Genomic DNA, 12,768 nt, shown 5'->3' on the forward strand with positions numbered 1-12,768 from the left:
AGTAATGGCATCCATCAACTTCCGGAGTGAACATCAAAAAATTTATTCAATTGTCGCAACGGCCATGCCTGAGGCATCTTTACTTATATTTAATTTTACAATTTTACTTTTATTTCCATTTTCAAGTTTGGCCTTGTAAAATTCTTTTTCTATTTCTTCCCCGGAACCTGAATAAGCTAAATGTTTAGTGCCAGTCAGTGTATACCCTTTATTAGCTTTTAAAATACTTATCATAGCGTTATATGGCAACCTGACATCTTTAAACATTTGGTAGCTAGAAATGATTTCTCCTTTATCATTGTAATTCACCTTTAAATTTCCTTTGTTGGTTTTAAAAGTTACTTCATAGGTATCAAAATCTTTACCCTTGTTGGCTTGAATTAATTCCATTAAATTAAAATTATCCTTAGCATACTTAAGAGGATTGGAATGAAACTGTCCCTTATAATCCTCATTGACATTCAAGGTTATAGCATTGGTAGCTTCATCAATTTCAAGATTTGGTGGATTAACCATCATTTCATCTAGCTTAATAATTCCCTGTGAGTAAGCCACCCCTGATATGGCTATACACAATAAGCTTAAGATTAACTTTTTCATAATAATTTTGTTTAGAGATTAATAAATAAATGTTTGTTAAAGATAATCTTGTATTACTTTAGGTTAAACTACTTAAGTATCAATAAAACAGTATTTAACAGTATTTAACTTATTGTTTTCTTTGGATTGTTCAATGCTTTTTTAAATAGTAATGGCACATTAATAACCTCCATTTTTTTCCTGCCAATTCTAAGTATTCCCTCCTTTTTAAATTCCTGAAAATGCCGGTTAACTACAGCGCGCGTAGTGCCTATTAGATTTGCAATTTCATCGTTGGATAGATCATCAATGAGTTCTATTTTTTTTGAATCTGGATTAAGATTTTTAATAATAAGACGAGCAAGACGAACGGGAATTTCGAATAGAGTATGACTAATAGCGTATTCTTCTAAAGTTAAAAGCTGTTTTATCACATAGGGAAGTAATTTCTGATTTAAAACAGGATATTTTCTTAACCATTCGTGCATGGTTAGCATAGGAATTGAAATCATTCTAACCTTTTCCAGAGATTCATAATAAATTGTGTGAGGACCGGCTTCAAGTAAAGAAATCACATCAAAAAAATCATTTTTGCTAAGTAAAAAGATAGTAAACTCACGACCGGTCTCTTTATCTGTATTAAAAATTTTTAAACGGCCAGAAGCTATAATGTGAAATTTATGTTTTAGGTAGTGGCAATGGCTACAAGTATGGGCCGGCCATATTTCTTCAGTAAAATTGGAAGCAATTTTAGAAATGAGTTCTTTATCAAAATCTTTGAAAAGAATATGATTGCTTATGATTTTAAAAACAAGATTATTTGTTCCTCCTTTTTGGTTCATAATCATATAGTTTGATAAAATGAAGCATTTTCGGAGGGAGAAAAATTGAAACCTAAATTTACTTAATTTTAGTTTGTCAGTTTGTATTTCTATCCTAAATATTTCTTTAAACCTAAGAAATCAGCTATTTTTGCAAACTTGCAGATCTGAAAAAAAATTATGGCGGTAGAAACCTTTGGAATAGAAGACAAAAAAGTAGATAAGGAACTTTACGACTATCAACAAAAAGATATAGATAAGATCTTTAATGTTATAGATGAGCATCCTGAACATTACAACCTGCTTTATCAGTTGCCTACCGGTGGTGGTAAAACGGTGATTTTTTCACAAATGGTGCGGGAATATATTCAACGTACTCAAAAGAAAGTGCTTATTCTTACCCACAGAATAGAATTGTGTAAACAAACCTCTAATATGTTAGATGGTTTTGGTGTGCTAAATAAAATCATAAATTCTAAAGTAAAGGAATTACCAGATCAGGAAGACTATATGTGTTTTGTGGCAATGGTTGAAACCTTAAACAACCGCCTACATGACGAAAAACTGGAAATCCAGGATATTGGATTAGTAATTATTGATGAAGCACATTATAATTCCTTTCGAAAATTATTTAAATTCTTTGAAAAGTGCTTTATCCTTGGGGTAACGGCTACTCCGCTTAGTTCCAATATTAAATTACCTATGAAGGATAATTACCGAGAGCTAATCGTAGGTGATTCCATAGGCTCGCTGATTGAAAAAGGCTTTTTAGCCAGAGCGAACACCTTTAGTTATAATGTAGGCTTAACCAGTTTAAAAGTTGGTATGAATGGAGATTATACTGTAAAATCTTCCGAAGAATTGTATTCTAATATTTCCATGCAAGAGAAATTACTCACGGCGTATTATGAACGCTCACGTGGAAAAAAAACCCTCATTTTCAATAATGGTATTAATACTTCCATTGAAGTTTACGAGACATTTAGAAATGCAGGTTTACCTATTCGCCATTTAGATAACACTACAAGCAAACAGGATAGAAAAGATATACTAAAATGGTTCAAGCATACACCAGACGCTATTGTAACATCAGTCAGTATTCTTACTACTGGTTTTGATGAACCCACTGTTGAAACCATTGTCCTGAACAGGGCCACAAAATCATTGACCCTGTACTTTCAAATGATAGGTCGTGGTTCCAGGGTATTACCGGGGAAATCGGAATTCAACGTGATAGATCTAGGAAACAACCTTGCTCGCTTTGGAGAATGGAGTGCACCGGTAGACTGGAAACAGATCTTTAGGGCTCCGGATTTCTATTTTGAAAACCTGTTGAGTGATGAAGAAATCGAACGTGAATTTAAATACGTGATGCCTCCTGAGATCAGAGAACAATTTTCTAATACCGAAGATGTAGATTTTGATGTAGAAGAGGCCTATGACAAGGTAATTAAAACAGGCTTGAAGTCTAAAGCTGTTCTTGAATGGTCCATGGAGCAACATGTAAAAATGTGTGTAGAAAATTCAGAGGATGTATTTGATGCCCGAATCTTGGCGAAAGAGCTTAAGGATGATATTGCATCCCGGATAAAACAATATTCTTATTGTATTAGTAAAAGTACCAAAAATTACCGCGATTGGCTTGAAGAGGATTATTCCCGAAAATTAAGAATGGCCATTAATAAAGAATTTTAGATTATTTTTCTTATTTGAATCTAAAAGTGTAATTGATACCCCGGCAAGGGTAGAAAGCTCATGCAGATACTTTTTTACAAACCTATATCGAGCATCATTTATTCGAACTAGGCATCTAGGTTATTAGAACCAATTTCTTATTCGGTATTTGTAAAATAATTGCACAAGTTTTATTTACCATATGATTTATTTATAAACTCCCAGAATTATGACTGTATTCCGTTTCAAATTAGTGTTTTAATTATAGGTTTTATTTAACAAGGTTAAATTTTAAAATAGCCATTTATTTTGGAATTTTAAACAAACCATTAAATAAACCAGAGTTATGAAAAATGAGAAAAAAAAGAATTCTGAAGTTAACAAGAAACTTCAAGACCTGGACAGAAATCGAGAAGATGCTCAGGACCAGTATCTAACCACTAACCAAGGAGTAAGAATAAATGATAATCAAAATTCGCTCAAGGCCGGAGACCGAGGTGCATCATTATTAGAAGATTTTATTCTCAGAGAAAAGATCACACATTTTGACCATGAGAGAATTCCAGAGAGAATAGTTCACGCTCGCGGTTCTGCAGCCCATGGTTACTTCCAGGTATACGAATCCATGGAGAAATTTACCAAAGCTGGTTTTTTACAGGATCCCACTAGAAAGACACCAGTTTTTACAAGGTTTTCTACAGTTGCCGGGTTTAAAGGTTCTACTGACTTAGCTCGGGATGTACGAGGTTTTTCGGTTAAGTTTTACACTGATGAAGGAAACTATGATCTTGTAGGCAATAATATCCCGGTTTTCTTTATTCAGGATGCGATAAAATTTCCCGATTTAATCCATGCTGTAAAACCTGAACCTCATAATGAGATTCCTCAGGCAGCCTCAGCTCACGATACCTTTTGGGATTTTGTCTCCCTAATGCCAGAATCTATGCATATGATTATGTGGGCAATGTCAGATAGAGCTATTCCCAGAAGTTTAAGAATGATGGAAGGGTTCGGGGTTCATACGTTCCGATTGGTGAACAAAGAAGGGCAAGGAACTTTTGTGAAATTCCATTGGAAACCCTTATTAGGAACTCATGGGGTGACATGGGATGAAGCGCAAAAGATTTCAGGCAATGATCCCGATTTTCATAGAAGAGATCTTTGGAATGCTATCGATAATGGGCAGTTTCCAGAGTGGGAACTGGGTGTTCAGTTAATTCCAGAAGAAGACGAACATAAATTTGATTTTGATTTATTGGATGCTACAAAATTAGTTCCTGAAGAATTAGTGCCGGTTAAAAAAATAGGAAAAATGGTCTTAAACCGAAACCCCAATAATTTCTTTGCGGAAACTGAGCAGGTAGCTTTCCATCCCGGCCATATTGTACCGGGAATAGATTTCACCAACGATCCGCTTTTACAGGGAAGATTATTCTCTTATACCGATACCCAGTTAAAACGTCTGGGTGGTCCGAATTTTCACGAAATCCCAATTAACCGCCCAATTGCTCCAGTGCATAATAATCAACGGGACGGACATATGAGGCAGGAAATTAATAAAGGTCAAACCAGTTACCAACCTAATTCCCTACGTGGTGGATGCCCATTTCAGGCTAAAATTGAAGAGGGTGGTTTTGATAGTTATCCTGAAAAAATTGATGCTAAAAAAGTTCGCGAACGCAGTGAAAGTTTTAAAGACCATTTTAGCCAGGCCACTTTATTTTTCAAGAGCCAGACGGATGTTGAGCAACGCCATATCATAGATGCCTTTAGTTTCGAATTAGGGAAAGTTGGTGTCTCGGAAGTACAGGAAAGAGTACTGGGATTACTAAATGAGGTAAGTGGTGATTTGGCTAACAAGGTTGCTGCTAATTTAGGGGTAAATGTGCCTCGCAGAAAAGAACAGTTAAATCACGGGGTTCCAGCGGATTTTGATCCAAAACGATACGAGCCCAGTAAAAGCAACCCCTCCTTAGAAAAAGATCCCGCGCTAAGTATGATGCATAAAGGCTTTGGAAATATAGCCACCCGCAAAATAGCCTTTTTATGTGCAGAAGGTGTGGAGGATGCTTCCGTGCAGGAGATGAAAAAAGCTTTGGAAAATAAAGGTGCTATGGTAAAAATCCTTGGACCAAATTCTACTGAAATTAAAACTGCGGAGGGCAAATCGCTAAAAATAGATGAGGCATTTAGAACGACTGCATCCGTAGTTTTTGATGCTTTTTATATTCCTTCAGGAAATAAAGCTCACAAGGCTCTCTCGAATATACCCAAAGCGATACATTTTTTAAATGAAGCTTATAAGCATTGTAAACCTATTGCCTCGGTACAGGATAAAGGCTTGCTTGACCAAACTTATTTCTGGAAGAATTTGGATAAGAAAAATCTGATTGAAGACGGTATAATTTTAGGGAAAGATAAATCATCAGAATTTATTAAAGCCATTGGAAAACACCGTTTCTGGAAAAGAGAGGAAAAGGATTATATTCCTGCATAATTTTGTCCAAAGCAAGGATTTTATAAGTAAGGCATCATTAGCTCACCTGGAACGGAGTCAGGTAAATAATGATGCCTTTATTAATTTTTATCCTTACCACCAAAAAGTCGCTTAAAGAACCCTTTCTTTTCTTCCTCTTTTTCTTCTTTTTTTGGTTTATTATTCTTACCACCAAAAAGTCGTTTAAAAAAATTATTTCGCTTTTCTGGTTGACAGTCCATCATTTCTTTGATGTCCGAGGAAACCGGTGCAAATTTAGCTTGAGTAATCTCATTAAAATCCGAATCATTATTCATTTTCTGCATTAGTCTAGCAAAAACCGGCAAGGCCGAATTGGCGCCCTGTCCAATATAGGTGTTTCTAAAACCTATACGATGGTCGTCAGACCCAACCCAGGTTACTACTAGAAGATTAGGAGTAATGCCCACAAACCATCCATCTTTATTATCCTGTGTAGTTCCGGTTTTACCTGCAATGTCATTTCGTAAACCATAGGTTGTTCTTAGTCTTCTTGCTGTTCCTTCATTCACGGTGGCTTTCATCATTTCGATCATGATTTGCCGGTTGGTATCAGAAATAGAAGTATTTTCTGAAATTTCAGGCTCAAATTCCGCCAAAACATTACCTTGACCATCTTCTATTTTTGTAATATAATAGGCCCTGCTCGTTTTCCCTTCATTTACAAAAGGAGTATAGGCTTCTGTTAATTCCAATAAATTCAAGGAAGCCGTTCCCAGGGCTATAGAAGGTACTTCCGGTAAATCTGAGGTAATCCCCATCGCCTTAGCCTGATTTACTACATTTTCAATTCCGGTTTCCATCAATACTTTAACCGCAATAGTGTTCATAGACTTGCTCAAAGCCTCTTTTAAATTATAATTCATATGCGGATCGTCCTGCGGGCTACCGGAGTTTGAAGGTGTCCATCCATTGGCATATGTTACCTCCCTGGCTGAAAAATATTCACATGGTTTTATACCATTTTCCAAAGCGGCCGCATAAACAAATGGCTTAAAAGTTGAACCCACCTGACGTTTGCTTTGAGAAACATGATCGTATTTAAAGTACCTGAAATCAATTCCGCCAACCCAGGCTTTTACCGCCCCGGTTTCTGGAGAAACAGCTAACATTCCTGCATTGAGAAATTTCAGGTAATGGGCTACACTATCCTTTACGCTGACATTTTTGGTTTCTTTTCCATCGTAATTAAACAATTCTGTAGGATGTTTCCGGTTTAAAACTTCCATAATTTCGGCTTCATTATAACCTTCTTTTACCAGGTTTCTCCAGGATGAAGTCTTTTTTAATGCATCTTTTACTATTTTCATATTAGTTAACCAGGGGGCATCCTTTCCCCAGGCTTCTTCGTGCTGTTTTTGTAATATTTGAAGATGTTGGGTTAAGGCTTCTTCAGCTAATACTTGCATTTTATAGTCCAGCGTTGTGTGAACGCTTAAGCCATCTCTATAAATATTGAATTTTTTTCCATCCTTATTTTTTAAGGTGTCCAAAATCTGGCTTACATCTTTTCTTACCTGTTCCCGAAAATATGGAGCAAGTCCTTTATCATGACTGTAACTTTTATAATCCAGCACTAATTCGCGTTGTTTGGCTTGCTTTACTTCTGATTCTGTAAGGTAACCGTATTTTCCCATCTGTTCCAGGACTACATCTCTTCGCAACCTGCTTCTTTCAGGAAAAATCCTTGGATTATAGGAATGAGAAGCCTTTAAAGTACCCACTAGGACTGCGGCTTCTTCAAGATTTAATTCGGAAGTATGTTTTCCGAAAAATTTCATAGCCGCGCTTTCAATTCCGAAAGTATTATCACTAAAAGGTACGGTATTAAAATAGAGCCTGATAATTTCTTCTTTTGAATAGATATCTTCCAATCTTTTCGCAATAATTCCTTCCTGAAATTTATTTACAATAATTCCCAGCGTACCATAATCTTTTCGGCCATAAATATTTTTTGCTAGTTGCAGACTAATGGTACTTCCACCTCCCGCTGATTCATCCTGAAGCAATATAGACTTGAAAAGCACCCTTAAAAGGCTTCGTTTATCTATTCCGTCATGTTCGAAAAAACGGGCGTCTTCGGTAGCCACTAAGGCATTAATTAAATGGGGAGGAAGTTCTTTATAAGATATAGGCTGCCTGTCAAAAATATAAAATTTACCAATAAGCTTTCCATTCTTGGCCAAAACTTCGGTAGCCCGGTTTTGTTTAAGTTCCCTTAATTCGGTAGAGGAGGGGAGTTCACCCCATGCGCCAAAATAAACACTGGCAAAAAATAGCACGAAGATGGAGAAAAGGCTGATTAATATAATTATAGCCCATTTAAATTTGGGAGATTTTTTAATCTTATTTATCATAGTAGGTATTATTACTACAAATAAACAAATACCATACAAATGAGATTTAAAATTTAAAGATAATTTAGGTTTTATAAAAGTCGGTGTTACAAAAATGATAGTCTTAAGAAATAAAAAAGCCGGTCACAAATTAATATTTGTTCCGGCTAGGTTTTATGGAGTGTCATGAGGGAATTTTTAATTATCACATTGTTCTCACATTTAAACACCAGTTATTCCTGGTGAAGTTCTCGTGGAATTTACAGCCTAGTTTCTTTCCAAAAACCTGGGACTCTAGAGTAATTCCAGAATTTAAGTTTATATATTCCTGAATTTTCATGGTCTTATAGTTTAAAGAAACGGCGTTTAGTATCCCAGCTGCTATGGTTAGAAGATTTTTCCTGATTTAAAAATAGTCTGTTTTGTGAATTTTTCATGATTGCTAATTTTTGAGATTATTTTAAATAACGTCTTTTGTTGTTCCAGGTGTTTTTATTGCTATGCTTAGCCTGGTTATAAAACGGTCTGCTAATACTTTCAAAAGTTTTCATAATTTCTAAATTTTAAAGGTTATATCTAATAGACTGCTTAATAAATGGTTTGTTACAGTACTATGCTATAAATAGTACTAAATTAACTAATTTTTAACATGTAAAGCTCATTTAAATGTTTTTGGATCCTTTCATTTAGCTAATTTTTAAAATCAAATGTTAATAATATTTAATTATGATGACAGGATTTAATATTAAACCTATTTTAGAATTTCACTTCCATCATATATGAAAATGAATAGAATTATAACAGGAATAATTGCTGCTGTTTTTATTTTGGCTGGACTTATCTATTGGTTTTTTAAAGACAATAGTTATATCTCCTTCGATGAGGATAATAAAACTTATACTGTTGAAAAAAAATGGGAGTTACCTTCAACCCTGGAAGAAATTTCTGGAATTAGTATCCTTGGGAATAACAAAGTTGCCTGTATAACAGACGAAGAAGGCATCCTATACATTTTTGACCTGAAAACTTTTAAAATATCATCGCGCATTACTTTTGGTGAGAGGGGAGATTATGAAGCTTTAACCGTGACAAAAGAGAATGCTTATGTGGCTCAAAGCGATGGAACAATATTTAAAATTGCTAATTTCAGAAATAAATCACCCCAGGTCGACACCTTTGAAATTTCTGGAATTGATATCAATGAAATGGAGAGTCTGGAAGTAGATGTAAAGAATAATCGTTTGTTGTTTGCCGTAAAAGAATACAATAATCGCCAAGAAACCAAAGGAGTATATAGCTTTAATCTCCTAACAGAAAAACTTAATCCTGAGCGTTATTTTACCCTGGATGGAGGGGATGAAATTTACAAAAAATTAAAAGGAGGGAACTCTTCCCAAATTATAAGACCCTCCGCAATAAGGTTGCATCCAAAGACTGGTGAATTATATATTTTAGAAGCAAATCAGCCAAAATTAATTATTCTGGATAGGTATGGGGAAGAGGTGAAAATTCACCTATTAGATCCGGAAACTTTCCCTCAGCCAGAAGGCCTTGCATTTGATGAAGAAAACCGACTTTATATATCAAATGAAAGACGACTGCAACCCGCAAATATTTTAAGGGTCAAACTTAAATAATCAGATTATATGCCCGATTCTATTGAAACTACCTCTGTACGTAAAAGTAAAATTCCATTAATTGTATCTGGAGTAATAATAGCTACTCTTATTGCCTCATATTTTTTCGTTCCTGGTATTAGGGATTTTTTTACTGAAGCCTGGTCTGTTTTGACCAGTAACGACGAGAAGAAAATTACCCAATGGGTTTCCAACTTTGGGTGGATGGGTCCAACTATTCTTATTTTAGCAATGATAGCGCAAATGTTTTTAATCGTTATTCCTTCGGTAGCATTAATGGTGGTTTCCATTTTAGCGTATGGTCCTGTTTTTGGTAGTTTAATCATTTTTGCAGCTATTTTTTCAGCTTCCAGCGTTGGATATTTTATAGGGCGGTATTTTGGTCCGGTGATCGTTCAAAAATTAATTGGTCATAAGAATGAAAATAAAATAGAAGACTTTATTGAAGATTATGGTTTTTGGGCTGTAATCGTTACCCGAATAAACCCCTTTCTTTCAAACGATGCTATTAGTCTTGTAGGAGGAATCCTTAAGATGGGATATTGGAGGTTTATCGGCGCTACCCTCGTGGGTATTGCACCGCTCACCATATTTATCGCAATAATAGGAAAGAGCACCGATGGCCTTAAGACCGGTTTATTATGGGGATCTGTTGTCAGTTTAGTGATTTTTATTCTATACGTGTGGTGGGATAAAAAGAAGCGTAAAAAAATAGGAGGGAAGTAGAACTTTTAAAAACATTCATTTTTTATTCGTTTCAAATTAAGTAATTTAATTCCTATCACTTATCTTTGTAGAAGTTTAAGCAGTATCCTTATAAGGATTCTTTATATTTACAGAAGGTTAAAGGCAATACAGGCCGGGTTTCTACGACTGGTATCTTCACAAAATTCAAGCTTACTCACTCAATTACTAATTAAAATTAATTAATGGGCAAATCGCAACAAACATTCAGTAAAACTGAAAAAGAAAAAAAGAAAATAAAAAAACGGAAAGAAAAAGAGGCCAAAAAGCAAGAGCGCAAGGAAAACTCTAATAAAGGAGGTAATTTCGAGGATATGATCGCTTATGTAGATGCTGATGGAAATCTTACCGATACTCCTCCAGATCCTTCTCAAAAGGTTGAAGTGGAAGCTGATAGTATTGAAATTGGTGTTCCAAAAAAAGAAGATATGCCGGAAGAAGATCCGCAAAGAAACGGAAAGGTATCTTTCTTTGATCATTCTAAAGGTTTTGGATTTATTATAGATTCAGAAAATAACGAAAAATATTTTGTTCATGTTACCGGATTAATTGATGAGATTGATGAAAATGACAAGGTAACTTTTGAACTCGAACGTGGAATGAAAGGCATGAATGCCGTTCGCGTTAAACAACAATAGTTTACAACATCCTAAAGGTTCGGCAAATTAAGATTGCTGAGCCTTTCTTTTCTTATTACTTATCTTTCCTATTTAGGATATATCCCTTCATAGTCTTCTTTAAGACTAATTATTTCAAACTACATGCAAACTAAGAATATACAGGAGATCCTGAATAAATTGGAGATTTCCGAGCTTAATGCGATGCAGCAGGAAGCTTTTAAAATTATCAGGAATAGTTCAAATACTATTTTACTTTCACCAACAGGCTCAGGGAAAACACTGGCCTTTTTACTTCCTTTACTCGAAATTTTAGACACAGACCTGGCTGAAGTACAAACTTTGATTCTAGTTCCTTCCAGAGAACTGGCGATCCAGATAGAACAGGTAACCAGAGAAATGGGTGCAGGTTTCAAGGCAAATGCGGTATACGGCGGAAGGGCCTTTTCTAAAGATAAAATAGATCTACATCACCCTCCTGCAATATTAATAGGCACTCCCGGTAGAATTGCTGACCATTTTAGAAGAAAAACTTTTTCCACAAAAAATATTAAAGCGCTAGTTTTAGATGAATTTGATAAATCTTTAGAAGTAGGGTTTGAAAATGAGATGAAGGAAATTATTGCTGAACTTTCTGGTTTACAAAAGCGAATTCTGACATCTGCCACCCAAAACATTACTATTCCTGACTTTGTAAATTTAACGGCGCCTAAACGGATAGACTATTTAAAAGGAGAGCAACCGTCTTTGGAGATTAAAACCATACAGGTCAATCCCAGATTAAAGCTACAAAGTCTGTTAAATTTACTTTCTGAAAATCATGAAGGTTCCGGGATTATTTTTTGCAATTTAAAAGATAGTATTGCCGAGGTAAGTGATTTCCTGAGTGAAAATCGAATTGAGCATGGCACTTTTTCCGGTGGAATGGAACAAAAAGACAGGGAGAGATCTCTTATTAAATTCAGAAATGGAACCCACAGGTTGTTAATAGCAACCGATCTTGCAGCCCGGGGAATTGATGTCCCTGAAATTGATTTTATAATTCATTATCAGTTACCATTTAAAGCCTCTGAATTCACTCATAGAAATGGGCGTACCGCAAGAATGCGTCAGGAAGGAATCGCCTATGTATTATCTGATAGAGATACACTGCCGGATTTTATTAAAACTAATGATTATAAAGTTCAGCTCGCAAAAAAAGATACTGATATAGTTGAAAAAACTACATTATTCATTTCGGGAGGAAGAAAGGATAAGATATCAAAAGGAGATATCGCGGGACTTTTCTTAAAACAGGGAAAACTTAAGAAAGAGCAACTTGGACTCATTGAACTTAAGCAGGACTGTGCTTTTGTTGCTGTACCAGAGAAGAAAGCAGAAGAACTTATTAATTTACTAAATAATTCTAAGCTTAAAAAGAAAAAGGTTAGAGTTCGTTATATTTAAAAGATGGAAGATTCCCAGATCAATAATCCACTCCATGGAGTAAAACTTATAGATATTCTTGAATTTCTGGTGAAATACTATGGCTGGCAAGAAATGGCTAACAAGATTAATATAAAATGTTTTGCCAAGGATCCTTCTATTAAATCCAGCTTAATATTTTTACGTAAAACTCCCTGGGCCAGAAGTAAGGTGGAAAAGCTCTATCTTGACTCAATTTAGCTTTTAACATATCGAATGTGGATTTCCGTAAAAAAACATCAAAGAGAGGAAATACCTTTGATGTTATATAAATAGTAGATGAGAAGCTTAATAATTTGGTTAAAATATAATTGGTTAAAATTGTTTGTTGCCATTATAGCTGGTTTAATAACCTACGAATTACTCGATTGGCTGTATCTG

General features: G+C 35.1%; 10 protein-coding genes. 7 read left to right on the forward strand and 3 right to left on the reverse strand.

Annotation, left to right across the window (positions count from 1 at the left end):
• Nucleotides 1-42: 42 nt before the first annotated feature.
• Complete coding sequence (locus DET49_RS05745; RefSeq protein ID WP_133547144.1) at nt 43-600, reverse strand: hypothetical protein; 558 nt, start codon at nt 598-600, stop codon at nt 43-45.
• A 104-nt stretch (nt 601-704) separates the two neighbouring features.
• Nucleotides 705-1,421 carry a Crp/Fnr family transcriptional regulator gene (locus tag DET49_RS05750; protein WP_166636547.1) on the reverse strand — a complete coding sequence of 239 codons (717 nt, stop codon included), beginning with the start codon at nt 1,419-1,421 and terminating at the stop codon, nt 705-707.
• A 159-nt stretch (nt 1,422-1,580) separates the two neighbouring features.
• Here DET49_RS05750 and DET49_RS05755 point away from each other — a divergent pair, with 159 nt between their 5' ends.
• Both DET49_RS05755 and katE read left to right on the forward strand, forming a co-directional pair.
• A complete protein-coding gene (locus DET49_RS05755) occupies nt 1,581-3,095 on the forward strand; it encodes a DEAD/DEAH box helicase (RefSeq protein ID WP_133547146.1) in 1,515 nt (504 codons plus the stop codon).
• 325 nt (nt 3,096-3,420) lie between these two features.
• Nucleotides 3,421-5,571: a catalase HPII gene (gene katE, locus DET49_RS05760; protein WP_133547147.1), complete on the forward strand. Its 2,151-nt coding sequence runs from the start codon at nt 3,421-3,423 to the stop codon at nt 5,569-5,571.
• 80 nt (nt 5,572-5,651) lie between these two features.
• Here katE and DET49_RS05765 read toward each other — a convergent pair whose 3' ends face one another.
• A complete protein-coding gene (locus tag DET49_RS05765; RefSeq protein WP_133547148.1) occupies nt 5,652-7,946 on the reverse strand; it encodes a penicillin-binding protein 1A in 2,295 nt (764 codons plus the stop codon).
• 764 nt (nt 7,947-8,710) lie between these two features.
• On the opposite strand from DET49_RS05765, the gene DET49_RS05770 reads away from it, so the two are divergent.
• From DET49_RS05770 to DET49_RS05790, 5 genes are all read left to right on the forward strand, one after another.
• Nucleotides 8,711-9,562: an SdiA-regulated domain-containing protein gene (locus DET49_RS05770; RefSeq protein ID WP_166636548.1), complete on the forward strand. Its 852-nt coding sequence runs from the start codon at nt 8,711-8,713 to the stop codon at nt 9,560-9,562.
• Nucleotides 9,563-9,571: 9 nt separating this feature from the next.
• Nucleotides 9,572-10,288: a TVP38/TMEM64 family protein gene (locus tag DET49_RS05775; protein ID WP_133547150.1), complete on the forward strand. Its 717-nt coding sequence runs from the start codon at nt 9,572-9,574 to the stop codon at nt 10,286-10,288.
• Between the two features lie 203 nt (nt 10,289-10,491).
• Nucleotides 10,492-10,944: a cold-shock protein gene (locus DET49_RS05780; RefSeq protein ID WP_133547151.1), complete on the forward strand. Its 453-nt coding sequence runs from the start codon at nt 10,492-10,494 to the stop codon at nt 10,942-10,944.
• Nucleotides 10,945-11,067: 123 nt separating this feature from the next.
• On the forward strand, nt 11,068-12,369 hold the full coding sequence (locus tag DET49_RS05785; protein ID WP_133547152.1) for a DEAD/DEAH box helicase: 1,302 nt from the start codon (nt 11,068-11,070) through the stop codon (nt 12,367-12,369).
• A gap of 3 nt (nt 12,370-12,372) precedes the next feature.
• A complete protein-coding gene (locus tag DET49_RS05790) occupies nt 12,373-12,588 on the forward strand; it encodes a VF530 family DNA-binding protein (protein ID WP_133547153.1) in 216 nt (71 codons plus the stop codon).
• Nucleotides 12,589-12,768 lie beyond the last annotated feature (180 nt).

Origin of the sequence: Salegentibacter sp. 24, assembly GCF_004362395.1 — a bacterium.
GTDB lineage: Bacteria > Bacteroidota > Bacteroidia > Flavobacteriales > Flavobacteriaceae > Salegentibacter.

Bases quoted from the DNA above. Each gene is read 5' to 3' on its own strand.
- DET49_RS05775 (WP_133547150.1), top strand. From the start codon at position 9,572: ATGCCCGATTCTATTGAAACTACCTCTGTACGTAAAAGTAAAATTCCA.
- DET49_RS05755 (WP_133547146.1), top strand. From the start codon at position 1,581: ATGGCGGTAGAAACCTTTGGAATAGAAGACAAAAAAGTAGATAAGGAA.
- katE (WP_133547147.1), top strand. From the start codon at position 3,421: ATGAAAAATGAGAAAAAAAAGAATTCTGAAGTTAACAAGAAACTTCAA.
- DET49_RS05790 (WP_133547153.1), top strand. From the start codon at position 12,373: ATGGAAGATTCCCAGATCAATAATCCACTCCATGGAGTAAAACTTATA.
- DET49_RS05745 (WP_133547144.1), bottom strand. From the start codon at position 600: ATGAAAAAGTTAATCTTAAGCTTATTGTGTATAGCCATATCAGGGGTG.
- DET49_RS05780 (WP_133547151.1), top strand. From the start codon at position 10,492: ATGGGCAAATCGCAACAAACATTCAGTAAAACTGAAAAAGAAAAAAAG.
- DET49_RS05765 (WP_133547148.1), bottom strand. From the start codon at position 7,946: ATGATAAATAAGATTAAAAAATCTCCCAAATTTAAATGGGCTATAATT.
- DET49_RS05750 (WP_166636547.1), bottom strand. From the start codon at position 1,421: ATGAACCAAAAAGGAGGAACAAATAATCTTGTTTTTAAAATCATAAGC.
- DET49_RS05770 (WP_166636548.1), top strand. From the start codon at position 8,711: ATGAATAGAATTATAACAGGAATAATTGCTGCTGTTTTTATTTTGGCT.
- DET49_RS05785 (WP_133547152.1), top strand. From the start codon at position 11,068: ATGCAAACTAAGAATATACAGGAGATCCTGAATAAATTGGAGATTTCC.